This window comes from Thioclava sp. ISO4 (assembly GCF_058105145.1).
Window position 1 is genome coordinate 103,537 of sequence record NZ_CM176571.1, and the last position, 24,937, is coordinate 128,473.

24 protein-coding genes and 2 pseudogenes are annotated in these 24,937 nt (G+C 63.2%); 9 read left to right on the top strand and 17 right to left on the bottom strand.

What is annotated here, in order from left to right; translation table 11 throughout:
* From AC2TZ7_RS00565 to hmgA, 8 genes are read right to left on the bottom strand one after another with little or no spacing between them, the layout of a single operon-like run.
* Positions 1-1,314 (bottom strand): TRAP transporter large permease, encoded by a 1,314-nt coding sequence (locus AC2TZ7_RS00565; RefSeq protein WP_489865529.1) that lies wholly within the window; start codon positions 1,312-1,314, stop codon positions 1-3.
* Positions 1,311-1,757 (bottom strand): TRAP transporter small permease, encoded by a 447-nt coding sequence (locus AC2TZ7_RS00570; RefSeq protein WP_134331280.1) that lies wholly within the window; start codon positions 1,755-1,757, stop codon positions 1,311-1,313. Before AC2TZ7_RS00570 ends, AC2TZ7_RS00565 begins: the two co-directional genes overlap by 4 nt.
* Positions 1,754-2,794 (bottom strand): TRAP transporter substrate-binding protein, encoded by a 1,041-nt coding sequence (locus AC2TZ7_RS00575; protein ID WP_273071198.1) that lies wholly within the window; start codon positions 2,792-2,794, stop codon positions 1,754-1,756. Before AC2TZ7_RS00575 ends, AC2TZ7_RS00570 begins: the two co-directional genes overlap by 4 nt.
* Positions 2,795-2,834: 40 nt before the next feature.
* Entirely contained in the window at positions 2,835-3,080 is a 246-nt protein-coding gene (locus tag AC2TZ7_RS00580; RefSeq protein ID WP_078521172.1) for a DUF2783 domain-containing protein, read from the bottom strand.
* Entirely contained in the window at positions 3,077-4,633 is a 1,557-nt protein-coding gene (locus AC2TZ7_RS00585; RefSeq protein ID WP_489865530.1) for an FAD-dependent oxidoreductase, read from the bottom strand. The genes AC2TZ7_RS00580 and AC2TZ7_RS00585 overlap by 4 nt, the downstream gene beginning before the upstream one ends.
* A 24-nt stretch (positions 4,634-4,657) precedes the next feature.
* Complete coding sequence (locus tag AC2TZ7_RS00590) at positions 4,658-5,608, bottom strand: MBL fold metallo-hydrolase (RefSeq protein WP_098412062.1); 951 nt, start codon at positions 5,606-5,608, stop codon at positions 4,658-4,660.
* 11 nt (positions 5,609-5,619) lie between these two features.
* Complete coding sequence (fahA, locus tag AC2TZ7_RS00595) at positions 5,620-6,858, bottom strand: fumarylacetoacetase (protein ID WP_489865531.1); 1,239 nt, start codon at positions 6,856-6,858, stop codon at positions 5,620-5,622.
* A complete protein-coding gene (gene hmgA, locus AC2TZ7_RS00600; protein ID WP_078521180.1) occupies positions 6,855-8,216 on the bottom strand; it encodes a homogentisate 1,2-dioxygenase in 1,362 nt (453 codons plus the stop codon). Before hmgA ends, fahA begins: the two co-directional genes overlap by 4 nt.
* 175 nt (positions 8,217-8,391) lie before the next feature.
* On the opposite strand from hmgA, the gene AC2TZ7_RS00605 reads away from it, so the two are divergent.
* The 3 genes from AC2TZ7_RS00605 (at position 8,392) to maiA (ending at position 10,042) form a co-directional block, all read left to right on the top strand.
* Positions 8,392-8,844 carry a MarR family winged helix-turn-helix transcriptional regulator gene (locus AC2TZ7_RS00605; RefSeq protein WP_489865532.1) on the top strand — a complete coding sequence of 151 codons (453 nt, stop codon included), beginning with the start codon at positions 8,392-8,394 and terminating at the stop codon, positions 8,842-8,844.
* 125 nt (positions 8,845-8,969) lie between these two features.
* Positions 8,970-9,428, top strand: a complete 459-nt coding sequence (locus tag AC2TZ7_RS00610) for a MarR family winged helix-turn-helix transcriptional regulator (protein WP_489865533.1) — start codon at positions 8,970-8,972, stop codon at positions 9,426-9,428.
* Entirely contained in the window at positions 9,425-10,042 is a 618-nt protein-coding gene (gene maiA / locus AC2TZ7_RS00615; RefSeq protein ID WP_489865534.1) for a maleylacetoacetate isomerase, read from the top strand. Before AC2TZ7_RS00610 ends, maiA begins: the two co-directional genes overlap by 4 nt.
* Before the next feature lie 57 nt (positions 10,043-10,099).
* Here the strand turns inward: maiA and AC2TZ7_RS00620 are convergent, their stop codons facing one another.
* From AC2TZ7_RS00620 to AC2TZ7_RS00630, 3 genes are read right to left on the bottom strand one after another with little or no spacing between them, the layout of a single operon-like run.
* Positions 10,100-11,452: an aminotransferase class III-fold pyridoxal phosphate-dependent enzyme gene (locus AC2TZ7_RS00620; protein WP_489865535.1), complete on the bottom strand. Its 1,353-nt coding sequence runs from the start codon at positions 11,450-11,452 to the stop codon at positions 10,100-10,102.
* 11 nt (positions 11,453-11,463) lie between these two features.
* Positions 11,464-12,111 carry an HAD-IA family hydrolase gene (locus tag AC2TZ7_RS00625; protein ID WP_489865536.1) on the bottom strand — a complete coding sequence of 216 codons (648 nt, stop codon included), beginning with the start codon at positions 12,109-12,111 and terminating at the stop codon, positions 11,464-11,466.
* On the bottom strand, positions 12,104-12,889 hold the full coding sequence (locus AC2TZ7_RS00630) for an IclR family transcriptional regulator (protein ID WP_489865537.1): 786 nt from the start codon (positions 12,887-12,889) through the stop codon (positions 12,104-12,106). The genes AC2TZ7_RS00625 and AC2TZ7_RS00630 overlap by 8 nt, the downstream gene beginning before the upstream one ends.
* 129 nt (positions 12,890-13,018) lie before the next feature.
* Here AC2TZ7_RS00630 and AC2TZ7_RS00635 point away from each other — a divergent pair, with 129 nt between their 5' ends.
* The 5 genes from AC2TZ7_RS00635 to AC2TZ7_RS00655 are packed head-to-tail and all read left to right on the top strand — an operon-like array spanning position 13,019 to position 18,840.
* On the top strand, positions 13,019-13,972 hold the full coding sequence (locus AC2TZ7_RS00635) for a tripartite tricarboxylate transporter substrate binding protein (protein ID WP_489865538.1): 954 nt from the start codon (positions 13,019-13,021) through the stop codon (positions 13,970-13,972).
* Entirely contained in the window at positions 13,923-14,573 is a 651-nt protein-coding gene (locus tag AC2TZ7_RS00640) for a tripartite tricarboxylate transporter TctB family protein (protein ID WP_489865539.1), read from the top strand. Before AC2TZ7_RS00635 ends, AC2TZ7_RS00640 begins: the two co-directional genes overlap by 50 nt.
* A gap of 12 nt (positions 14,574-14,585) precedes the next feature.
* Positions 14,586-16,109, top strand: a complete 1,524-nt coding sequence (locus AC2TZ7_RS00645; protein ID WP_489865540.1) for a tripartite tricarboxylate transporter permease — start codon at positions 14,586-14,588, stop codon at positions 16,107-16,109.
* A 3-nt stretch (positions 16,110-16,112) separates the two neighbouring features.
* Positions 16,113-17,597 (top strand): aldehyde dehydrogenase, encoded by a 1,485-nt coding sequence (locus AC2TZ7_RS00650; protein ID WP_489865541.1) that lies wholly within the window; start codon positions 16,113-16,115, stop codon positions 17,595-17,597.
* Positions 17,598-17,607: 10 nt separating this feature from the next.
* Positions 17,608-18,840 carry a Tm-1-like ATP-binding domain-containing protein gene (locus tag AC2TZ7_RS00655; protein ID WP_489865542.1) on the top strand — a complete coding sequence of 411 codons (1,233 nt, stop codon included), beginning with the start codon at positions 17,608-17,610 and terminating at the stop codon, positions 18,838-18,840.
* Positions 18,841-18,890: 50 nt separating this feature from the next.
* Here AC2TZ7_RS00655 and AC2TZ7_RS00660 read toward each other — a convergent pair.
* The 4 genes and pseudogenes from AC2TZ7_RS00660 to AC2TZ7_RS00675 form a co-directional block, all read right to left on the bottom strand.
* Positions 18,891-18,998: pseudogene (locus AC2TZ7_RS00660) on the bottom strand (SDR family oxidoreductase); the annotation flags it as partial.
* Between the two features lie 696 nt (positions 18,999-19,694).
* Positions 19,695-20,294, bottom strand: coding sequence for a protocatechuate 3,4-dioxygenase subunit alpha (gene pcaG / locus AC2TZ7_RS00665; protein WP_489865543.1), 600 nt, complete (start codon positions 20,292-20,294; stop codon positions 19,695-19,697).
* Position 20,295: 1 nt separating this feature from the next.
* Positions 20,296-21,024: a protocatechuate 3,4-dioxygenase subunit beta gene (pcaH, locus tag AC2TZ7_RS00670; protein ID WP_489865544.1), complete on the bottom strand. Its 729-nt coding sequence runs from the start codon at positions 21,022-21,024 to the stop codon at positions 20,296-20,298.
* Positions 21,017-21,314, bottom strand: a pseudogene (locus AC2TZ7_RS00675) (carboxymuconolactone decarboxylase family protein). Before AC2TZ7_RS00675 ends, pcaH begins: the two are co-directional and overlap by 8 nt.
* A gap of 223 nt (positions 21,315-21,537) precedes the next feature.
* On the opposite strand from AC2TZ7_RS00675, the gene AC2TZ7_RS00680 reads away from it, so the two are divergent.
* Complete coding sequence (locus tag AC2TZ7_RS00680; protein WP_489865545.1) at positions 21,538-22,452, top strand: LysR substrate-binding domain-containing protein; 915 nt, start codon at positions 21,538-21,540, stop codon at positions 22,450-22,452.
* A gap of 96 nt (positions 22,453-22,548) precedes the next feature.
* On the opposite strand, the gene AC2TZ7_RS00685 is transcribed toward AC2TZ7_RS00680, so the two are convergent.
* Complete coding sequence (locus AC2TZ7_RS00685) at positions 22,549-23,280, bottom strand: fumarylacetoacetate hydrolase family protein (protein WP_489865546.1); 732 nt, start codon at positions 23,278-23,280, stop codon at positions 22,549-22,551.
* Positions 23,281-23,464: 184 nt separating this feature from the next.
* Positions 23,465-24,913 carry a DUF2252 domain-containing protein gene (locus AC2TZ7_RS00690; protein ID WP_489865547.1) on the bottom strand — a complete coding sequence of 483 codons (1,449 nt, stop codon included), beginning with the start codon at positions 24,911-24,913 and terminating at the stop codon, positions 23,465-23,467.
* Positions 24,914-24,937 lie beyond the last annotated feature (24 nt).

The following is a 24,937-nucleotide window of genomic DNA, read 5'->3' on the forward strand; positions in this document are numbered from 1 at the left end:
TCAGGGCCCGACCAGCCAGAGCGAGATCGCCGGGAAGGCGATGATCAGCACGATGCGCACGATATCGGCGACCCAAAACCACAAGATACCGCGGAACATCGTCATCAGCGGCACATCGGGCAAAACCGAGCGCAGCACGAAGACGTTCATGCCAACTGGCGGGGTGATCAAGGAGATCTCCGTCGCCACCACCACGATCACTGCAAACCAGATCAGAGCGTTATCGGGATTGGCAAGAACGCCCGAGCCGAAATCGAGTTGGTAAATCAGCGGATAGAAGATCGGCACCGTCAGAAGGATCATCGACAGGCTCTCGAGCACCATGCCGAGGAGCATATAGATCAGCACGATGATGATGATCACCTCGAAGCCGCCAAGGCCCAGGTTGTAGACGATATCGGCCAGCGCGTCGGGCAGACCGGCAAACGTGACGAAATTCCCGAAGATCTCGGCCCCGATTATGATCGCGAAGATCATGGCGGAGGCGATCGCGGCATCCTTCAGCGCCTCCCAGAGCGCGCGCACCTTCAGCCCGCCCACAGCCGCCGCGATCACCACAGCAGCCGCAGCCCCCATGCCCGCAGCCTCGATCGGCGTGAAGAAGCCGCCATAAATCCCGACCATGATGAAGACGAACAGCGCCAAGGTCGCGAGAACGCCGATGAAATCGGTGCGCTTCATCGGCAGGGGCTCCCGCACCTCGGGGGCGAGTTTCGGGTTCAGCCGCACTGCGACCATGACGGAAACGAGATACAGGCCGATGCCCAGAACACCGGGAATGATCCCGGCGATGAACAGCTTGCCGATATCGCTTTCGGTCAGCAGGCCGAAAATGATCATGATGACCGAGGGCGGGATCAGAATGCCCAGCGTGCCGCCCGCGGCAATTGCGCCCGTAGCGATCGAGTCATGGTAGCCGAAGCGGCGCATCGAGGGCATCGCGACCTTTGACATCGTGGCCGCCGTCGCCAGAGACGAGCCGCAAACCGCCGAGAAACCGCCGCAGCTGAGGATCGTGGCCATGGCGAGGCCGCCGCGCATCCGCCCGAACACCCGGTCGGCACCGGTGAAAAGACCGCTGGCGATGCCGGACCCGGCAAGTACGTTGCCCATGAAGATGAAGAGCGGCACGACGGAGAGCGAGTAGTTCATCCCGGTCTCGAAGACGGCGCTGCCGACCATCGAGCCCGCAGCATCTGCCCCGCGCATCCACGCGAACCCTGCCCCGCCGACAAGCGCCATCGCGAAGGCGATCGGCACGCGCAGAAAGACGAGGGCCAGAAGAATGGCAAAGGCGATCAGAGAAATTGTCATTCCGGTCTCCGGAGCAGGGCGACCACGGCGGAGGCGGCAAAGCTGACGATGCCGATCACGCCGAAATACCACAGTTTGATTCCAAGGCCCGAGGTTGCGAGCTGGGTGTGGAACTGATCCTCGGCCAGGATCACGAGTCGCCATGCGAAATAGCCCATGACGAGGGCTGCCACCACGCCGCCAATCCGCCCCAGCGCCCGGCGGACCGCCGTAGGCAGAAGCGGCATCAGCAGGTCCACCTCGACATGGCCGCCTTTGCCCGTGGTCAGCGGCATCGCCACAAAGACCAGCGCGCCCAACAAGACCTGCGTGATCTCATAGGCGCCGGTCAGCGGATTGTTGAACAGGTAGCGGCCGACCACGTCGACGCAGGTGACGAGGATCAACCCCGTCACCAACCCGGCCGCGATCGCCTCGAGAACGAAGCGGGCGCGTGCAATCATGCGGACACGCCGGTCTGCTTGCGGAACTCTTCCAGCGCCGCGCGCCCGTCATAGTCACCGCCCAGGCTATCGGCCCACTGCCCTTCGAGGACGGCGGCCTGCTCCTTGATCGCATCGAGCACGCCCTGCGGCGCGGTCTCGGCGACCATACCGCCATCGGCCGCGGCCTTTTTGCCGCGCTCATCCGCACCGTTCCACGCCTTGCCGACGCGGGTTGCGAAGGCGAGACCCGAGAGCTTGTTGATCGCCTCCTGATCGGCCGAGGAGATCGAATCCCACTTGCCGGAATTCATCACGAGGAACCATGTGGTGTTGTAGATGCCACCTGGGATCGTCGTGGTGTATTTCAGATAATCCGCGAGGTTGAACGAGGCGATCGCGTCATAGGGGAAAGTGACCCCATCGACGACGCCGCGCGAGAGCTTCTCATAGACCTCGCCCGAGGGGGTGAAGATCGTCTCGACCCCGAAATGGCTCATCAGATCGGCGATGTAGCCGCCCGGCACACGCATCTTCAGACCCTGCAGGTCTTCGATCTTGTTGATCGGGCGCTTGTTGTTGTGGATCATCCCGGGTCCGTGGTTGAACAGGCCCAGCAGGTGGGTGCCGGCATGTTCCTCCTTGGCACCGAGTTTCTCGGTGTAGACCGTCCAGAAGGCTTCCGACATCGACACGGCGTCATTGCCGAGGAAGCTGAACTGACCCACGCGCGAGTTCTTGAAGCGGTCGTCCTGCGTGAAGCTGTGCAGACCGTAGGTGATGTCGGCCACACCGTCGCGCGCCATGTCGAAATGCGCAGGCGGCGAGCCTAGCGGCTTGGCGAGGACGCGGATGCGCACACGGCCTTCGGTCGCAGCCTCGATATCCTTCGCCCAGGGCTTGATCGCGTCCACCACGATCGGGTGGCGCGGTGGCAGCCAGCTGGACAGCACGAGGTCCACACCCTCTGCCCGCGCCGGAATCGCCGGGAGCGCAAGGCTGGCCCCGGCAAGCGCCGCGGTGCCGAGCATCGAACGTCTGGTCAGTTTGGTCGTCATTTTTTCCTCCCCTGATGACGAAGCCTCGGGCCGAGCCCGATTAACTTAACGTGTTAACTTCATTCGCAGTCGTGTCACTTGTCAACTTCGCCTTGCGTCCGCTTTGCCGTGCGAGCGCAAAAGCTTCTTCCAGAACCTCCGGATCGCCGACGTGATTCATCAAGATCAGAACGAGCCGCGCGTTGAGCGCTGCACTCTCCGCTTCCGTCAGCCCTTTATGCGTCGCGATCAATTTCTCGTAGAGCGCGTCGTGATCCTTGATATTGAGTTCGGTCTGCAAGCTCATGCCCGTCCCTCCTTGATCGCGGTGAGATGGTCGATGATCTGGGCGGGCTCAGCCGTTTCCCAGCGCGCCGCGATGATCTGGTCGGGGCGGATCAGGTAGAGCCCTGTCGTGGCCTGCCCGAGATAGCGCGCGCTCAGCTCCGGCGTGACCTCGAGCGTAAGCGTATTCAGCCCATCAACCTCAGGCGCCTTGCAGCCAATCGCGAGCAGGGTGAACTGGCCCGCAAGTTTTTGCAGGAGCCACTCGTTCCCGAGAGGCGCGTCCGGCGCGACTTTCCCGGGGCGGCTCACCTCCGGCATCGCCGCGACGTTCGGCGCAGCATCGAGCGGATAGCAACACGGGAGGCTGAGCCGCCCGGAATTGACCATCGGCCGCGCAAAAGGCGCATGTTCCGAAAGCGCCAGAACCGCGTCGCGGAACCAGCGCTCAGCGCCGGCACGAGGCGACATAAACCGTGTCGTCCGGCTGGAATTGGTCAGGTTCTCATCCGAGCCATAGGTCCGTTCCGCATCGTAGCGCTCAAGAAGTTCCGGGCTCGCTCCATCATTGATAATCGCAGCAAGCCGCCAACCGAGCGCATCGACATCTTGCAGGCCGCCATTGCCGCCACGTGCGCCGAACGGGGAAACGACATGGGCGCTGTCGCCCACGAAGATCACACGATCATGCACGAACTTCTCGAGCCTGCGGCACTGGAACGTGTAGATCGACGTCCAGTCGAGCTTGAAGTTCGAATGACCCACTGCCTTCTCGATACGCGGGATGATCCGCTCGGGCTTGCGCTCTTCCTCCGGGTCTGCCTCCCAACCGAGCTGAAGGTCGATGCGGTAGATATTGTCGGGCTGCTTGTGCAAAAGCGCCGACTGCCCGGCGTGGAATTCCGGCTCGAACCAGAACCACCGCTCGGACGGGAAATCGGCCTGCATCTCGATATCGGCGATGAGGAAACGCTCCTCGAACAACTCGCCTTCGAAATCGAGCCCCATCATCTGGCGAATGGGTGAACGCGCCCCGTCGCAGGCCAGCAGATAGTCTGCTTCAAGCGCATACTCACCATCGGGCGTTTCGATCTGCACAACCGCACAATCGTCGGTCTGGCTCAGCCCGGTGACCTTGTTCTTGAAACGGAGGTCGATCAGCGGATTGGCCAGCGCCGCCTCGACCAGATACTCCTCGACATAGTATTGCTGCAGGTTCACGAAGGCGGGCATCTTGTGGCCGTCTTCAGGCAGCAGGTCGAAGTTGAAGACCTCGCGCGCGCCGTGCCGGGTGCGCCCGACCTTCCAGGTCACGCCTTTCTGCACGCAGGCATCGCCCACGCCGAGACGGTCGAGAATTTCGAGCGAGCGTTTCGACCAGCAGATCGCGCGGCTGCCGACCGAAACGACATTGTTGTCATCGAGGATGACGGAGCCCACGCCGTGGTTCGCAAGCTCGATCGCAGCCGCAAGACCAATCGGCCCAGCGCCCACGATGATGACCTTGTGGCGTGCCTCCGGCCCCGAAAGGCCGGGAGGCGCTACATAGTCGAACGGTTTGTAATCATACGGCATCGCTCTCCTCCCTCCCGGCTCTCCTCAGCCTTGCAAAGCGTTCCACATTTCCTGATCGCGCTCAGCCGTCCAGACACGCGGGGTGTCGATGCCGCGGGCCTCGTCATAGGCGCGCGCCACATTGAACGGCAGGCAATGTTCGTAGATCGCGTAATCGGCGAATTTCGGATCGCAGGCTTCGCGCACCGCGTCCCATGCCTCTTTCAGGGTGCCGCCGCGGGCCACCACACGTTCCACCGGCTTGTAGCTCGAGCGGATGAAGTCGGCGGTGTTTTCCAGCGCCTCGGTGACCATCTTCTCACCGACCAGCGCATCGCCCCGACCGGGCGCAATCGCCTTGGGCTCGAAAGCCGCGATATTGGCAAGCGTCTCGGGCCAGTCCTGATAGTGCCCGTCGCCGCAATAGCAGGCCGAGTGATACTCGACGATGTCACCGGTGAACATGACCTCCTGATCCGGAACCCAGATCACCGCGTCGCCTGCGGTATGGGCGCGGCCCAGATGCATGATATCGACGCGGCGGTTGCCCAGATAAACCGTCATCTGGTCTGAGAAGGTCGTGGTCGGCCAGGTCAGACCCGGAATTTCCTCATGGCCTTGGAACAGGCGCGGGAAACGACCGAATTCACTGTCCCAGTCTTCCTGACCGCGTTCAGCAACCTGAGCGCGCGAGGTGTCGGACATGATGACTTCGCGGGCACCATAGGCCGATGCGCCGAGAACGCGCACGGCATGGTAGTGGGTCAGCACGAGGTGGCTGATCGGCTTGTCGGTCACCGAGCGGACGCATTCGATCACCTTGCGCGCAAGGCGCGGAGTGGCCTGCGCCTCAACGATCATCACGCTGTCGTCGCCGATGATCACACCGGTGTTGGGGTCACCTTCCGCGGTGAAGGCATACAGCCCCTCGCCCACCTGGGTGAAGCTGATTTTCTTGTCTTCCATGTCGCCTTGCGACGCGAATGCCTTGGCCATGAGATGCCTCCTTATTCCTTAGCCCAGTCCGGCAAGGCGCGCGCGGGCAATACCTGCCCCGCACAATCACCGAACCCGATGCGGTATCCTTCGCCCTGCGCAGCACCGCGCAGGGTCAGCGTGTCGCCATCCTCGATGAAGCTGCGGGTCGAGCCATCGGGAAGTTCCAGCGGCTCCTTGCCCGACCAGCTGAGTTCGAGCAGCGAGCCCCGGCTGTCTTTCTCGGTGCCCGAGATCGTGCCCGAGCCCAGCAGATCGCCCACGCGCATGACGCAGCCCGACGTGGTGTGATGGGCCAGCTGCTGCGCGGCGGAGTAGTAGAGCATCGAGGTATTGGTGCGAGAAATCACCGCTTCCTCGCCGCCCTCGGGGCGCAGAGCGACCTCCAGGTCGATGTCGTAATTCATCGGCCCCGGCTCGCGCAGATACGGCAGGAGCGGTCGCTCGCGCTCGGGCGTCGAGACCCGGAACGGCTCCAGCGCGGCGCGGGTCACGATCCACGGGCTGATCGTGGTCGCGGTCGCCTTGGCCTGGAACGGACCGAGCGGCACGTATTCCCAAGCCTGGATGTCGCGCGCCGACCAGTCGTTGAGCAGCACATAGCCGAAGATCATGTCATCGGCCTGACCGACCGAGATCATGCCTTCGGAGGGCTGGCCGACGATCGCGCCGAATTCCAGTTCGATGTCGAAGCGCGCCGAGGGGGCGAAACGCGGCAGATCCTCGTTCGGGCCTTTCACCTGCCCGTTGGGGCGGGTAACCGGCGTGCCCGAGACGACGACCGACGAGGCGCGGCCGTTATAGCCGATCGGGATCGACAGCCAGTTCGCGGGCAGCGCGTTTTCCGCCCCCCGGAAGATCGTGCCGACATTGGTCGCGTGGTTTTTGCCTGCGTAGAAATCGGTGTACTCGGCCACGCGGAACGGCATCAGCATCTTCGCGCCGGACTGCGGCACCAGATGCGGCTCGACCGCGGACTTGTGCGTCTCGTCGGAGAGAAGCTCGGTCAGACGCGCGCGCAGCTTGGCCCAGGTCTCCGGGCCGGCTTCCATGACGCGGTTCCAAGCGGGCTCGGCAAAAAGCTCCGCCGGAAGCCCGTGATCCACCTTGGCCACATCAAGTATCATATCCCCGATCGCGACGCCCATCCGCGCCCCCTTGCCGTCGTCGAAGACGCCGTAGGGCAGGTTCTGGATCGGAAAGTCGGTGTCGCCCTGTGCGGACGACACCCAGCTGGTCTTGTCGGTCATTTGATCCCCGGTTTTCCGTCGAATTTCTTCTCGATGCTGTCCCAACAGTCGATGTAATCGTCCTGAAGGGGCGCTTCCTTCGCCGCGAATTCGGTCAGCATCTGCGGGAAGCGCGTCTCGAACATGAATTGCATCGTATCGGCCTGATAGACCGGCTCCATCGGCTCGTTCGATGCATGTTCGAAGGCGTTGCGATCCGGCCCGTGCGGCAGCATCATGTTGTGCAGGCTCATCCCGCCCGGCACGAAGCCCTGCGGCTTGGCGTCGTAGATGCCGTAGATGTTGCCCATCAGCTCGGACATGATGTTCTTGTGATACCACGGCGGACGGAAGGTGTGCTCCGCCACCATCCAACGCTCGCGGAACAGCACGAAATCGATATTCGCGGTACCTTCCTGCCCCGAGGGCGCGGTGAGCACGGTGAAGATCGACGGATCGGGGTGATCGAACAGGATCGCGCCGACCGGGCTGTAGGTACGCAGGTCGTATTTATAGGCGCAGTAGTTCCCGTGCCATGCCACCACGTCGAGCGGGCTGTGGCCGATGAAGGTCTCGTGGAACTGCCCGCACCACTTGATCACGACCCGGCTTTTCGCGTCACGGTCTTCGAAGGCCGCGACGGGGCATTTGAAGTCGCGCGGGTTGGCAAGGCAGTTTGCGCCGATCGGACCGCGGCCCGGCAGGTCGAACTTCTGGCCGTAGTTTTCGCAGACAAAGCCGCGTGCAGGCCCGTCGAGAAGCTCGACGCGATACACGAGACCGCGCGGCAGGATCGCGATTTCCTTGGGCTCGAGGTCGATGATCCCGAGCTCGGTGCAGAAGCGCAGACGCCCCTCCTGCGGGACCACCAGCAATTCGCTGTCGGCCGAAAAGAAATACTCGTCTTCCATCGATTTGGTGACGAGGTAGATATGGCTCGCCATGCCGACCTGAGTGTTCACGTCGCCGGCCGTGGTGACCGTGCGCATCCCGGTGATCCAGGTCAGCTCTTCGTCGGTATGCGGCACCGGATCCCAGCGATACTGACCAAGGCTGATCACGTCGGGGTCGATATTGGGCGCCGATTTCCAATACGGCACGTCGATCTTCTCGAACCGACCGGTGTGCTTCACCGAGGGTCGGATACGGTAGCACCACGTGCGCTCGTTCTGGCCGCGCGGCGCGGTGAAAGCGGTGCCCGAAAGCTGCTCGGCATAGAGGCCATATTCGACCTTCTGCGGGCTGTTCTGCCCCTGAGGCAGAGCGCCGGGCAACGCCTCGGTTTCGAAGTCATTGCCAAAACCGGGCATATAACCTTCATGCGTGCCGGTGGTGCCGGTCGCGCGGATCATGCCCTTCGGAAGCGCCTGATCGGTCATGAGATCCTCCAATCCCTTGGTCACGGGCAGCGCGGAAAGCTGCGGTTTCGAACCTGACCTGATTTTTCGTTTCATTCGCAACGAAGTCAAGGATATTTATTGCACTCGCAATGAATTCGCCGCTGTATTATGATGGTGCGTATATAAAAACATGTGCGAAAGCAGGGGGTTGAGGATGTCTGAAGATGCAACTGAGATGCCCGAATTTGATCTCTACAGCTTTACCCCCTATCGGCTGGCCGTAGCTGCCGAGAAACTTTCGGAGCGGCTCGCCCGGCAATATCGAGACCGGTTCGGCATCTCGATTCCCGAATGGCGCGTCCTCGTCCATCTCGCACAGAGCGATGACGTATCGGTGCGGGACATCGAAGCGCGGGTGGCGATGGAAAAATCCAAGGTCTCGCGCGCGGCGTCCCGCCTCGAGGCCAGCGGGCTGATCGCGAAGACCCGCCACGAAGGCGACAAACGACTGGTCAAGCTGCGTCTCACCGCGAATGGCCGCGCAATGATGGCGGAGCTTCTGGTGCTGGCGAACGCCTTCCAAGCCGAGCTGGTGGCGGAACTCGGCGACGCGGCCACAAAGCTGGAGACCGGTCTGGACCGGCTTCTCGCACTCCCACCACGGTAAACGACATGGCTTCCCGGTCTTTTGGTGCAGTCGACTGCACGTCGCCGCCTCTTTATCGTTGCAAATGAAACGTGTTTTGTGCTTCTTTGTTGCAAGCGCAACAAAACACAGATGCCCACGCGACGATGACCCGACACGAGACCGATACGCCGCTGCCCGAGTTCCAGCTCGATGATTTCCTGCCCTATCTGATGGCGGAGATCGCGGCGAAGCTGAGCGACGAGTTGGCTCAGGGCTATCGCGAAGCCGGGCTGAGTATGCCGCAATGGCGAGTGATGGTTCACCTCAGCCATGCCGGGCCGGTGTCGGTCCGCGATATCGAACGGCGCGTCTCGCTGGAGCGGCCCAAGGTCAGCCGGGCCGCAGCGGCGCTGGAACAGGCGGGACTTGTGACGAAACGCCTCGACCCTTCCGACGGACGCCTGATCGCGCTTAGCCTGACCCCGGTCGGACGCGAGTTGATGGCCAAACTGCTTCCGCGCGCCATCGCCTATCAATCGGATCTGGAGACACTACTGGGCCGCGATCTGGCGGGGCTGCGACGCGGTATGGACAAACTGCTTACAAAGAAGGCGGCACAATGACGGTGCTCTATGATTACTGGCGGTCCTCGGCGAGTTACCGGGTGCGGATCGCCCTCGGTCTGGCCGGAATGGACTGGACGAGCGTTTCCGTCGACTTGACCAAGGGCGAGCAGACCGAGCCCGCGCATCTTGCGCGCAATCCGCAAGGGCTGGTTCCTGCGATAGAGCTCGACGGAAAGTGCTTCACCCAATCCATGGCGATCCTCGAATATCTCGATGAGACGCGTGAACTGAACCTTCTGCCCGGCGATGCCGCTGAACGCGCGAAGATCCGTGCTCTCGCCCATGCCGTCGCCATCGATATTCACCCGATCTGCAACCTTCGCGTCGCCAAACATGCAGTCGCCGCCTCTGAGGGAGCGATCACGATGGAGGGCTGGATGCAGGCGTTTATCGGGCCCGGCCTACAGGCCCTCGAAGCGATGGTGGATGCAGGCGATTACTGCCACGGATCGTCGGTCACTCTGGCCGATCTGTGCCTCGTGCCGCAGCTCTACAATGCGCAGCGCTGGAAGGTCGACCTGACAGGGATGCCGAAACTGACCCGGATCGGCGCGCATCTCGAAAGCCTGCCTGCCTTCGCCGCGGCGCATCCCGACAAGACCCCGCATTGAGGCGCGTCCAGACGGCTTGAATGCACCCGGCCCGCAGATGCAGGCCGGGCGTTTTTGTCAGACCGCCGACAGCCCTGCGTCGAGCGCGCCGAGGATCGTGGCGATGTTCTCTTCGGTCACGATCAGCGAGGGGGACAGGATCACGTTGTTGCCCGAGATCCGAACCATCGCGCCCGTCTCGTAGGCACCGCGATGAACCTTGGCGATGCTGGCCTTGTCGATCGGCGCCTTGGTCGCGCGATCCGAGACCAGTTCCAGCGCACACATGAGACCACGTCCGCCACGCACGTCGCCCACGATGTCGTGCTTTTTCTGAAGATCGAGCAACCCTTCATAGAACTGGGTCCCACGCGCGGCTGCGTTGTCCTTGACGTTGAGCGCCTGCGTCTCTTTCAGGCAGGCAATGGCCGCTGCCGCGCCGACCGGATGGCCCGAATAGGTGTAGCCCGAGCCGATCGCCGCCTTGCCGGTGGTATCGGTTTCGAACACTTCGGCCACGCGCCCCGAAATCATCACGGCGCCGAAGGGGAAATACCCGTTCGTGATCGCCTTGGCGGTCGTCATCATATCCGGCTGCACACCCCAGAGCCGCGAGCCCGACCAGGCCCCCGTGCGACCGAAGGCGGTGATCACCTCATCGGCGATCAGCAGAATGCCGTATTTGTCGCAGATCGCCCGCACGCCGGGCATGAAACTCTCATGCGGGACGATCACGCCCCCTGCCCCGAGGATCGGCTCCATGATCATTGCGGCGATTGTCTCGGCGCCCTGAAACTTGATCTCGTCTTCCAGCGCAGCGAGGCAGAGCTGCGCCAGCTTCTCGGGATCGGTTTCGTTGAAGGGGTTGCGGTAGGTATAGGGCGCCGGGATGTGGTAGCAGCCCGGCATCAGCGGTTCGTACTGAGTGCGAAAATTGGAGTTGCCGTTGACGCTCGCCCCCAGCGTATGGGTGCCGTGATAGCCCTTCTTGAGCGAGAGGTATTTCACCCGGCCCGCCTCGCCGCGCAGCTTGTGATATTGCCGCGCCAGACGCAGCGCGATCTCGACCGAATCCGAACCGCCCGAGGTGTAGAAGGCGCGCTCCAGCCCGTCGGGGGCGAAGAACTCGGCCAGCATCTCCCCCAGTTCGATCACCGCGTCGTTCGTGGTGCCGCGAAAGATCGAGTAATAGGGCAGACGGTCGAGCTGTGCGGCAATGGCGTCCTTCACCGGTTGGCACGAGAACCCGAGATTGACGTTCCAAAGCCCGCCCACACCGTCGACCGTCTTGTGGCCATCGACATCGGTGATCGTCACACCGTCGCCTGCCACAATGATCTCGGGCAGATTCTTCTGGCTGTCCGCAGGGTGAGCCATCGGGTGCCAGATCGAACGGGCGTTGCGCTCTTTCAGGAAATTCTCGTCTTTCATGTCGGTCCTCATCATAGGCCCAGCAGGCGCAGCGCGTTGGCGTAGCCCTGAGCGGGAGATTGCACATCGAAGTGAACGGGGATCATGCCGACGGCCTCGGCGCCGCGAATGTTGCGCAGCTGGTCATCGACGAAAACGCAGGCTTCGGCCGGAAGCTCGAGCGCCTCGAGCACACCATGATAGGCGCGCGGATCGGGTTTCAGAATCTTGGTATAGGTCGCGTCGATCACAGCATCGAACCGGCGCAGGAAGGGCAGCTTCTCGCGGAAATCCGCGCCGTAGAACAGATCGAGCTCGTTGGACAGGATCGCGAGGCGGCACCCTGCAGCCTCGGCCCTGTCGATCGCTGCGAGGAATTCCGGGCGGATCACATCGGCAGGGCTCGCCCCGCGCGCCGCGCGCACGAAATCGGACATCTCGCTCCAGTCGCGTCCGACCAGAGCCGCCACTTCCTGCGTGCGCTGGCGCCAATAGTCGCGCTCCGAGATTTCATCCGCCTGCATCGCGCGCCAGAGCGGATCGGTCTGAGGCTCGAACGGACCGCGCCAGGTCAAGCTTCCCGACGCAAGACCCAACGCAGCCTCGGTCAGATCATGCGTTTCGAACAACGTGCGTGAGATCACGCCACCGAAGTCGAGCACGAGCGCGCGCTCAGCCATGCGTCACCTCGCGTTGTTGATAATCCGCAGGAAGCGAACCGCCCATGAGCTCGGACAGGCGGGGCACCCATTTTCGCAGAGCCTCCACCATGGCTGCGTGCTTCTCGGATCCCGCGCGCGACGAAGGAACCGCGATCGAAACCGCGCCGATCACCGCACCGCCGAGCCCGAAGATCGGACCAGCAAGGGAGGAAACCTCGTCGTCGAAGCCCTTCTCCACCCACACACTGCCATTGGCACGGCATTCCGCCAGCTTTTCGCGCAGGCTATCGGGATCGACGACGGTCTGGGCGGTGAAGCTCTCCAGCGGCGCATCCAGAACCCGCGTCCGCAGATCGTCTCCGCCGAAGCAAAGCATCACCAAGCCCGAGGCTGTCGCGTGCAGAGGCAGAAGCTGCGACTCGTCGAAAGCGACCTGCGTCCCGTGCAGGCGCGGATCATGATGCACGACCGGCGATAGCTGCTGGCCTTGCAACAGAGAGACATGGACCAGCTCGCCAACCTCCTGCGCCATCTCTTCGATAAAGGGACGCAACACCGAGCGCAGCGGCATATTCGCCTCGCGCACACCATAGAGACGCAGAATCGCGGGGCCCAGCCGATAGCCACGGGTCTCCGGGTTCTGTTCGAGAAAGCCGCATTCGGCCAATTCGACGAGATGACGGTGCACCGTAGCCTTATCGCGCTGCGTGAGGCGAACATATTCGCTGAGCCCGATCTCGGGGCGCTGAGTGGAAATATAATCCAGCAATTCCAATGCCTTTGTGATCGTTCCCATCGCGCCCTTTGGCAGCCTCTCGTAAAATTTCTGTTCGTTTCAACTGAAACGTTGACAGAAAAGAAAACCCGATGCAAGAATATTTGATACCAACGGTTCAATTAATAAACCACTCAACAGGAGAGCTTCATGACTTCGACCTTCAAGCTGCTGGCAGGGGCGCTCGCCCTCGGCCTCCCGCTTGCCGCGGGCCTGCCCGCGCAGGCCGAATACCCCGAGAAACCCGTCGAATTCGTCGTCCCGTTCCCGCCGGGCGATCTGGAAGACGTGCTGACCCGGATGATCGCGGACGAGTTCCAGAAGACCTATGGCGTTCCCGCTGCGGTGGTGAACAAGCCCGGCGGCGGCGGCGGCCCCTTCCCCGGCGCGGCCGAAGTCGCGCAGGCTCCCGCCGATGGCTACACGGTCGGCTCGTTCGTGATTGACGTGCCCGTGGTCGGCCCCTCAGTTGGCATCCCCGCACTCAGCCCCGATCCTTTCGAGCCGGTGGGCATTTTCCTGACCTACCCGTTCGTCATCGCCGCCTCGAAGGACGCGCCCTATGCAACGATCGACGAGCTGGCCAGCTATGCCAAGGACCACGACGTCGCACTCGGCCACTTCGGCTCCTTCCTGATCCCGACGCAGGTGACCTTCGCACTCGCGAAGAAAAAGGGCTTCGATTTCGGATCCGAAGCGGCGTTCGACGCGCTCGACTGCAACACGCTGGCCTCGGGCGATGCGGATGTGATCAACACCACCCTGCAACTGATCCTCCCCTGCCTCGACGATATCAACGTGATGGCATCGATCGGGGAGAAGCGTATTCCACTGACGCCCGACACGCCGACGGTCGGCGAGTTGGAACCGGATCTCGACCTGGCGCTGTGGAATGGCCTCTTCGTCAAGAAAGGCACCCCCGACGATGTGCGCGAAAAGATCGCAGCCGTCGCCGAAAAGGTCATGAGCTCGGACAAGGCCAAGGAGCTGGCCGATCAGACGGGCGCGCTGATCTACTGGCAAGATGCCGCGACCGCGACCCAGCGCATCGCGCATGACAGTGAAACCCTCGGCACGATCGACGGTCTCATCAATGGCGAATGAGCCATCCTCTCCAGGCCCCGCGCGCGAGACCCCTCCGCGCGCGGGCGCCCGCTTTGCCCGGGCGATCCGCACCAAGAACCTGGAGGATTTGTTCAAGCGCTATCGCCGTCCCGGTGACATGGCCTTCGCCGTGCTGTTCTTCGCGCTCTCCATCGGCTTGTTGATCGCCCTGCCGTGGCAGACCGAATGGGTCAAGCGCACGAAGACCTACGCGCAACCCGCCTTCTGGCCGATGATCTCGATCATCGCGATGGTTGTATTCAGCATGTTTCACCTTCTCGGCTCGTTCGTCTCGGAGCGCATTCCCGGCCGATGGCGCGAAGTCATGCAGTGGCTACGCTCGCTCGAATATGCGGTGTGGTTCATGGCCTATGTCGCACTGGTCCCGCTCATCGGATACCTGCCCGCCACGATCCTGTTCAGCTGCGCGATGACGCTGCGTCTGGGATACCGCGGCTGGCGCTGGATGCTGATCTCCGTCCTGTTTTCGGTCGTCGTCGTGGTGCTTTTCAATAGCTTCCTGCAAGTCAAAATCCCCGCCGGACTGATTTACGAGGCCGCCCCTGCGCCCTTCCGCGCAATTCTAATGACCTACTTCTAAGGAGCGTCCCTCATGGACATGCTGCTTTCCGGCGCAGAGATGCTGATGCGCCTCGACGTTATGGTCGCTCTCTTGATCGGTTCGATTGGCGGGGTGATCATCGGTGCGATCCCCGGCGTCGGCCCGGCCGTCGCAATCGCCATCCTGCTGCCCGCGACCTTTGCGATGCCGCCGCTGGTCGGCTTGACCATGCTTCTGGGCATCTACGGGTCGTCAATGTTCGGCGGATCGCTGCCCGCGATCCTGATCAACACGCCCGGCACGGCGGTCAACGCGCTGACCACCTATGACGGTCACCCGATGACGAAGAAGGGCGAGGCGTTGCGCGCGCTTGGCCTCGCCTATGGAGCCTCGTTCTTCGGCGGCGTCGCCTCGATCATCGCTCTGATCCTGCTGTCGCCCGTGCTGGCGAAAATCGCGCCGATGTTCGGCTCGCGCGAGATTTTCCTGGCCGCGCTGCTGGGTATCGTCCTGGTGATCCTCGCCCATCGCGGCCAGACCTTTGCGGCCGGGATGCTGGCGGCCTTCGGAATCTTTCTGCAGACCGTCGGGCTGGAGCCCGTCAAATACACGATGCGCTTCACCTTTGGTTTCGATTTCCTGAATTCGGGCTTTGATCTGATCGTGGTGGTTCTGGGGCTCTTCGCGCTGAGCCAAGCGTTCCTCCTGCTGATCGAGCCGGAATCGGCACCGCATGCGCAGCGCATCGAAGGCTCGATGGGGCGAGCGATGATGGGTGTCCTACGCCACAAAAGGGTGGCGGGCTTTGCCGCCAGCTGCGGCGTGATGATGGGAATGATCCCCGGCGTCGGCGAGTTCACCGCGCAATTTCTGTCCTACACCTACGCACAGAAAACCTCGAAGACGCCCGAGGAATTCGGCAAAGGCAGTCCCGAAGGCCTGATCGCCTCGGAGGCCGCCAACAACGCGGTGCCTGCCGCCGCGATGATCCCGCTGCTGGCGCTCGGCATCCCGGGCGAGGCGCTCACCGCGATGATGCTGTCGGTCTTCTACGTCCACAACGTAATCCCCGGCCCGCAGCTGTTCCAGAACAAGCTCGATTTCGTCTACGCGCTCTATATCGCGATGATCTTGCTCAACATCATCGTGGTGTTGTTCATGCTCGTCTCGTCGAACTGGCTGCTCAAGATCATCCAGATCCCGACGCGTTTCCTTGGCATGATGATCCTCGTGCTCAGCTTCGTCGGCGTCTATTCACTGCGCAACTCGATTGTGGACTGCGCGATTGCTGCCGCGTTCGGTGTCCTCGGACTGATCCTGAAACGGCAAAACCTGCCGATCGTCCCGATCGTTCTGGGCATGGTTCTGGGCGGCATCATGGAAACCAAGTTGCGGTCGTCGATGGCGCGCGTGCACGTGCCGATCGACTTCTTCGACCGTCCGATCGCGGCAATCCTCGGATTGGCCATCGGCGGACTTCTGATCGCCCATTTCGCGAGCCTTTACCGCGAGCGCCAGAACCGCGAGCCAGAGAGCGCGCACGATCACGACATGCATGACAGTTTCACGAGGTAAGCAATGCTCGATACTGACAAGATCGCGGCGCTGCGTAGCGCCGACATCCCCCCTGCCCTGCATCTGATCGAGGGCGCGGCACAGCCCGCCTCGGACGGTGGCACATTGCCGGTGATCTCACCGCTCGACGGGCGCGAGATCACCACGCTGGCGCGCGGCACCACCACCGATGCCGAAGCCGCCATCGCCAGCGCGCGCGCGGCCTTCGATGACGGGCGCTGGTCGGGGCTGGCCCCGGCTGCACGCAAGGCAGTGCTCATGAAATGGGCCGCGTTGATCGAGACCAACGCGCTGGAGCTTGCCGTTCTCGGCGTGCGCGACAACGGCACCGAGATCGGCATGGCACTGAAGGCCGAGCCGTTCTCCGCCGCCGCAACGATCCGCTACTATGCCGAGGCCATCGACAAGATCTATGGCGAGATCGCCCCCACCGCGCCCGATGCGTTGGGGCTGGTGCATCGCGAACCGGTGGGCGTGGTCGGCGCGATCGTACCATGGAACTTCCCACTGATGATCGGCGCATGGAAGCTGGGCCCGGCGCTGGCGGCGGGAAATACCGTCGTTCTGAAACCGGCCGAGACCGCGTCGCTCACGCTGCGCCGTATCGCCGATCTGGCGCTCGAGGCCGGGATGCCGCCGGGCGTGTTCAACGTCGTGCTGGGCGAAGGCGCGGTGGTCGGCGAAGCGATGGCTCTGTCGATGCAGATCGACGTGATCGTGTTCACTGGCTCGGGTCCGGTCGGGCGGCGTCTGCTGGAGAACGCCGCGAAATCGAACCTCAAACGCGTCTATCTGGAACTGGGTGGCAAATCGCCCAACATCGTCTTTGCCGATGCGCCCGATCTGGACACGGCGGTGAAGGTCGCGGCCAACGGCATCTTCCGCAATTCCGGCCAAGTCTGCATCGCGGGGTCTCGGCTGCTGGTCGAGCGCTCGATCCACGACGCCTTCGTCGAGAAGCTGCGCGCCTTCACCGAGACGATGCAGGTGGGCGATCCGCTCGACCCCGCGACGCAGGCCGGTGCGGTGAACTCCGCCCGTCAGCTGGAGCAGAACCTCCGCTTCGTCAGCGAGGCCGAAGCCGCGGGCCGACAGGTCTTCGGCGGCAAACGCATCCGTGAAGAGACAGGCGGGTTCTTCATGGAGCCCACGATCATCACCGGGGTCGCCCCCGACGATCCGATCGCACAGCGCGAAGTCTTCGGCCCGGTTCTGGCAGTGATCCCGTTCGACACCGAAGAAGAGGCCCTGCGCATCGCCAACGGCACCGATTACGGGCTGGCTGCGGCCGTCTGGACCGCAGATCTGAGCCGCGCGCACCGGATGATCCGGGGCATCCACGCGGGCGTCGTGCATGTGAACACCTATGGCGGATCCGACCTGACCGTGCCCCTGGGCGGGGTCAAGCAGTCGGGCAACGGGCATGACAAGTCACTGCATGCGTTCGATAAATATCTCGATCTGAAAACCGCTTGGATCAAACTTTAAGGGGGCGCGCATGACTGATCGCACCATTCTCGTTGTCGGCACTTACGACACCAAGGACGATGAACTGACCTATCTGCGCGAGGTGATCGAAGCACAGGGCGGGCGTGTCCTGCGCATGGACGTCTCGGTTCTCGGCGACCCCTCGACCCCGGTCGACTACAGCAAGCATCAGGTGGCCGAAGCGGGCGGCTCTTCTATAGAGGCTGCGATTGCGAGCGGCGACGAAAACCAGGCGATGCAGATCATGGCGCGCGGGGGCGCGACGCTGGTCGCGCAACTCCACGCCGAGGGCCTGTTCGACGGGATGGTCGTGCTGGGCGGAACGATGGGCACCGATCTGGCGCTCGACCTATGTGCGGCGCTGCCGATCGGGGTGCCGAAATATATCGTCTCGACGGTCTCTTTCTCGCCGCTTCTGCCGCCCGAACGGATCGCGGCGGATGTGCAGATGATCCTCTGGGCGGGCGGGCTTTACGGGCTGAACTCGATCTGCAAAGCCTCGCTTAGTCAGGCGGCGGGCGCGGTTCTGGGCGCGGCCCGCGCGGTAGAACGGCCCGATCATTCGAAACCGCTGATCGGGATGACGTCCTTCGGGAAATCCTTCCTGAAATACATGGTGACGCTGAAGCCCGAACTGGAAGCGCGCGGCTACGAGGTCGCGGTATTTCACGCCACGGGCATGGGCGGGCGCGCCTTCGAGAGCCTCGCGGCACAGGGGGCCTTTGCCTGCGTCTTCGACTTTGCCACGCAGGAAATCGGCAACCACCTGCATGGCTCGTCCATCAGCGCGGGTGCCGACCGGATGACGAATGCAGGCGCCTCGGGCACGCCGCAGATCGTCGCCCCTGCCTGTCACGATCTGGTCGACATGGTCGGCTGGCAGCCCCTGCCCGACAAATGGAAAGATCATCCGAGTCACGCGCATAACCGGCTGCTCACCTCAGTCGTGCTCGATCATGCGGAGCGCCGGGCCGTGGCGCGTGCGCATTGCGAGAAATTGGCTGGGGCAAAGGGACCGACCGCGCTGCTGCTGCCCTTGGGCGGGGTGCACGAACTGGACCGTCCCGGCCACGATCTGCACGACCCCGAGGGGCTATCGGGCTTTTTCGACGAAATCCGCGCCTGCGCGCCCGACAATGTCGCATTGCACGAGGTGAAGGCCCATATCAACGACCCCGACTTCCCCGCAGCCGCGCTTGAGATCTTCGACGCGTGGCGCAAGGAGGGACTGGTTAAGGGCTGAGTTAGAGCAGCATGGGCCGCAGGTTTCGTGAGATAGCTTCCTGGGTGAGGTCAGGCGGACAGGAAACCACCATCGACCGGCAGCACAGCACCGGTGAGCAAACCGGCCTCGTCGGAGAGCAACAGCGCGATTGCCTGTGCGACCTCATTGGCCTCCGCAATAGCTTTCGCCGCTACGGTCATCTATTGGCTATGCGTCCTGAGCCTAGTCGGGGAAGCAACGTCGAATTGTCGCCCCAGAGGGATGTCCAACTCGAGCGGAAACTTGTCGCCTGAAGCCGCTGTCTGGTGCCAGCCGCCGATCTCCGCCTCGATGCTAGACAGTTTTTCCGGGCGAGATTCACCGAATATAGCCGATACCGACCCAATTTTCGCTACAAGCCCGGGCGGTTTACAACTCGCCCTTTAAGTCACTGATATTACAGCAAGCCAAACTCACTTAGTTTACAAGTAAATTCAATGAAATCAGCGGGAAAGCGCGGATCACAAATCCGTGTACGCCGGTTCGATTCCGGTACTCGCCTCCACTACTGCATCTCCGACAAGTCACCAGTGATCCTGGCCGCGTCAGGCCACAGGTTTCATTGGGAAACAGGCGGAAGCACATCTTCCCAGGCTCAGGATCCGTTGATTTCAGGTCGGTCGCTTGACGGCCTGATCGCTGGCACCAAGACCCGCATCCGGGAAAGCTGCACCTCGGGCCTTCAGATCGCGGGAGTCTGCACATCGGCGGACACCCCGCGCAGGCACGGACGACCGAAGACACTGCGGCCCATGCTTCACCGTTCCCGAAGGCGCGAAATAGTGAGGCGGGGGCCGCGCCTGCTGCCCCCGCCTGCTCAACCTGATCCCCGATCAGAGGTCGAGGAACACCGTCTCGCCCTCACCCTGAAGCCGGATGTCGAAGCGGTAACGCCCCGGACCTTCCTTCTTCGCGATCAGGGTCTCGACTCGCGGGCGCTGCTCGATCCGGGCCAGAAGCGGATCTGCGGAGTTGTCCTCATCCTCGAAATAGATCCGGGTGTTGAGGCCGATATTGATCCCGCGCGCCACGATCCAGAGCGAAATATGCGGCGCGCTCACCTTGCCGCCGCGCCCCTTGACCGCGCCGGGCTTGACCGTGCGCAGAGTGAATTCGCCACTCTCGGCATCCGCCGCGAACCGGCACAGACCCAGGACCGCCGGATCGGCGCCTTCCTGACCGGGAAAGCGGCCCTCTGCGTCGGGTTGCCAGCTTTCGATCATCGCGTCGCGCAACGCCCAGCCGGTGCCATCATAGACCGAGCCTACGATTTCGATGACTTCGCCCTGCACGCCCTCGCCGATCGGGCTTTCGCCGATCTCTTGATCGTAGGCGCCCGCATTGCCCGCATAGGTCGGCATCAGCCCGATATGGACGTAAGGCCCTGCGGTCTGGGACGGGGTTTCTTGAAGCGTTTCGAGTTTCTGGACCATCTCACATGCCCTCCAGCTTGTTTTCGAACATGGTCTGGCGGCGGCCGCGCAGCACGATGTCGAACTTGTAGGCGAGGAAATCGAGCGGGCGCGAATGCGCCAGATCGAGCGGCGCGACCAGCCGGTCGAGCTGCGATCGCGACTTGATCGTCGCCGCGATCGGGCAATGGTCGATAAGCGGATCGCCTTCGAAATACATCTGGGTGATCAGCCGCTGGCCGAAGCTGTGACCATAGACCGAAATGTGGATATGCATCGGACGCCAGTCATTGCCGCGGTTCGGCCACGGGTAGGCGCCGGGGCGGATCGTGAGGAACTGGTAATAGCCGTTCTCGTCGGTCATCGTGCGCCCGCAGCCGCCGAAATTCGGATCGAGCGGCGCGAAATAGCTGTCCTTTTTGTGCCGGTAGCGCCCGCCCGCATTGGCCTGCCAGATCTCGATCAGCGTGTTGGGCACCGGACGCGCATTCTCGTCGAGGACACGGCCATGCATCATGATCCGCTCCCCCACCGCAGGCGCCGCCCCCTTGGTCCAGTTCAGGATCAGGTTGTTGTCGAGCGCGCCGAAGCGGTTGTGCCCGAAGGTCGGCCCGGTCTCTTCGGAGGGGCTGCTCTCCATCGACAGCAGCGGCAGGTTGGGCGAGCGCGACACGCTCGTCTTGTAGGCCGGATCATAGGGGGTCGGGTGGATCGCGCGGTTGCGCGGGATCAGGGGGCCTAGGTCATTCATCGGCGGTCTCCTCCATTTCCGCATAGGTCTGTTTGGCAAGTTTCAAAGCGTGGTTGGCGCGCGCTGGCCCGGACATCGATCGGGATTGCGTCGAAGTTACCGGTCGCGGCGAACCGCGCCAAGGTCAGCATCGAGCGCGCGCGCTGGTCGATCCGGTCCGAGGCCGAGACGTTAACGAGCTCCTGAAACGGCTCGTCGACCGGCCTGCGCGCGGCTGCGGCGCGGTTCACATGCGCATGTCCGAGAACGGCGCGGCGCAGCTCCATGCCTTTATCGAGACGGTCTTTCATTCAGAGGATCCTCTCGACACAGGCAGCAAACGCGCCAGCTCGGATGCGCGACTGCGCAATGAACACGGCCCGGCCATCGCACAGCGCCGCGTTTCGAGACTGCAAACTGCAACCGGATGGGGGCATGGTTACCTGCATGGATCCTCCTGCCTCAGGTATACGCTGGCGGGCAGCGCGTAGAAATTATATTATTCGTCGTCTAACTTAACTTCAGGGTTATGAATTGCTCGACCCCCTTCTCCGGCTGCGCCATCTGCGCGTGTTTCTCGAGACCGCCCGGCGCGGGTCGCTTTCGGCAGCGGCCGAGGCGCTGCATGTCAGCCAGCCCGCCGCCTCCAAGACGATCCGCGAGCTTGAGGAGCTGCTTGGCGCCGCCTTGTTCGATCGCACGGGGCGGCGGCTGGTTCTGACCCCCGCAGGCAAGATTTTCGCCACCCGCGCGGGCGCGGCGCTTGCCGATCTGGAAGAGGCGCAGCGGCTCGTCGTGTCTCCGCCCGCCCCGCGCCCGAAACTCGCGCTTGGCTTGCTTCCCACCGCTGCGGGGGCGCTGGCGCCGCGCGCCGTCATGGCCTTCAAAGAGGCCCATCCCGACTGCCTCCTGCGTGTCGCCACCGGGCCGAACTGGCTGCTGCTGTCGCAACTGCGCGAACGCAGCCTCGACCTCGTGGTCGGGCGCATGCCGCCCGAGGGCAATATCGAGGGACTGGTCTTTCGCCAGTTGTTCTGGGAGCGGGTCCTGCCGGTGGTGCGCCCCGGCCATTCGCTGCTGCGGTCCGACTGGTCGGTGGGCGACCTGGCCCGCCACCCGCTGATGCTGCCGCCCAAAGGGGCGATGATTGCCGGACAGGTGCACGCGTGGCTGCATTCAGTCGGGCTCAGCGACCCCGGCCCCGAATACGAGAACGTCTCGCATGAATTCGGCCGCGCGATCGTTCAGGGCACCGATACGGTCTGGTTCATCTCCGAAGGCGTGGTCCGCGACGAGATCGAGTCCGGGTCGCTGGCGGTGCTGCCCCTGCGCCATGCGCCGCTGGGCGGACCGGTCGGGATCACCCTGCGCGGCACCACCCAGCCGGGGCGCGAGCTGTCGGCATTGATCGACGCGCTCGAGAGTGCCGCGACCGGCATGGGCGGGTGATGGCGAAGGCGCGATGATGTGGATCGGCCCGGCTCGGTCAGGCCGGATCTGCGTTGGGCGCTGGTGAAGCCGTTCGTGAACCTCCAGCTTGCGCCTTCAGTGCTTGTAGGTCGTCAGCGAGACTTGGTAGCCATCGAGCACCCCCTGCACCTGCGTGTCCGCAGCTAGCGGTTTCGGACCGATGCGGGCTCCTGTGACCACGTAGTGATCCGCCCGCAGCCCCGGGCCGATCACCGAGGCGCGTTCGGCAAGGAAGCTGAGGAAGCTCACGATCTCGGAGAACGACATGCCTGCAGCCATCGCGGACGGGTCTTCGGGCACGCCGATCGAAAGCGGCAAGCGCGACAGGTCGCGCGCGCGCCAATCGGGGATCTCGTCGCCAAGAATGATTGCCTGGTTCGAAAACCGGTCCGCCATCTGGGCAATCGGCGGCTGGGTCTCGCGCGCGGTGAAGCGCGATTGCAGCAGCTCGAAAGCGATATGCAGGCCGCCGATCGCCTCGAAAATCTCTACCGGCTTGGCCTCGGGCGCGATATCGGCGCGCAGTCGTACGGCGATTTCCAGTTCAATCCGCGCATCGGGCGCTAAGGCGAGGCTTGCGCCCGAAGGATGGATTGCGGCCGCCAATACCGGCGCGCAGGACAGGTCGCGGCCTCCCAGAAGCGCGTGTTTCCAGCCGCCCACAGGGCCGAGGTGGCGCAGACTCTCGGCCTGCACCGCGTAGGCCTCCGCCGGAAATCTCGGCAACGCCGTCAGCCCATCGAGCGTCTCCCCGGCATGCGCCGCGGCCAACGCCTCTCCAGCACTCGCGATCTCGTCAGGATGCATGATGTGCGACCTCCCCCAGCATGACCTCGCGCGGGGTGATCGCGCGGGGATACCGAACCACGTAGTTTGCATAGCGTGCACCGTCGAGTGGCGTCGCCTGCTGCAGTCATATCGTTGGCCAGAACAGGCTCGGAGAGCGGTAACTTCTTGTTGAGGTGGCCCGGCGCGGGGCCAGCCCGAGCCCCTAGCGGTAGTGTTTCTGCGTCATGTCGAAGGCGCCGCGCTTCAAATCCATCTTGAAGAACTTGTGATCGCGCTTGAGCCGCTTGACCGCCTCGCGCCCGAAACACAGCAAGTCGTCAACGAACAGGTCGAAAGGCTGCATCGCCTCGATGATGCGCGGTTCGATCCGGTAATCCAGCTCGCCCGCATCGTCGGAGCGCGCATGGGCCTGCGCCAGCGCCTGACCGCAGGCATGGGCATAGTCACGCCAGCTGCCCTTCGACAGATCGTCGAGGTCGATATCGTCGCGGAAGGGCGCGCGCTCGCGCGACATGAAGCTCATCTCGTCGATCTCCACGCTGCCGTAGAACACGTCGCCCTGCGCCAGATGGACCCGCTGGCCATGCGCGATCCGGTCGCCCTTATCGCCGGCGACGAAATCATTCTCGGGCACGAGGCCTTCCAGCGCGGATTGGCGGGCGCGCTTGAACTCGATGATCAGATCGTCGCTGGCATCCTTGCTCGGACCTTCGATCAGGCAATAGTAGCGCGGCAGCCCCAGCGAGGCGGTGCCCTGCCCGTGGCGGATGCAGACATCCTTCACCTTAAGCTCACCCGCGCGACCGCCCGGATCGATCCCGTTCTGCTTGGCCACGTCATTGATGTATGCCTGAAACTCCGAGATCCGGCTGGAGATCGGCGTCAGCTCGTCATTCGCCCGGAAGCCCCGCCCGGTCTCGTTGAGATAGCGATCCCAGAGCCATTTCTTCCGGCTCTTGCGCGCCTTCTTGAACATCCGCCGGATCACCTTCGGGCTGTTATCGGGGCGCATCTGCTGGCTCGCCTCCTTGTCGTGGCGGGCATAGAACTCCATACCGTCGCGATAACCCTCGACGAATTTTCGCACGATCTTCTCGCGGTGCTTTTTCTTCTGATCGCCCTCTTCCTTGGCCGCGATCAGGAAGCCCGTGATCCCGCGCTTCAGGTCCCAGGTGAAAGGCCCGTAGAGCACGTCATCGAAATCGTTCACGCCGAAGATCGGCACGTTATCGGCATTGGGCATGATCCCGAAATTCTCCGGATGAACGTCCCCGAGCGCCAGCACCGTCGGCATCCGCTCATCCTCGCCCAGCATGTCGCGGTGAAACAGAAGCGAGGTGCCGCGGAAGAAGGAAAACAGCGAATCCGCCAGTTCCTCGAACTTCTCGCCCGCGCCCTCGGCCTTCTCGTCGATACGCACCGCGTGGTCCTCGATGATCGTCGAGCGCACATGCAGGCGACGCGCGAGCCCCGTCAGATCGCCCGGCCGCATCACGCAGGGGTATTTCACATAGGCCCCGGCAAGCTCGCGATAGGCCTCGACGCGGCTCTGGAGCTGTTCGACGGGCGCAACCCCGGTCGCCTTGCGCGCCCGCTTTTGGCTAGGCAATTTCGAATTGGAGGATTTCGGTTTGTTATTGCCGTCGGCCATGGGAGGGGCTCCTTTTCGGGGTTC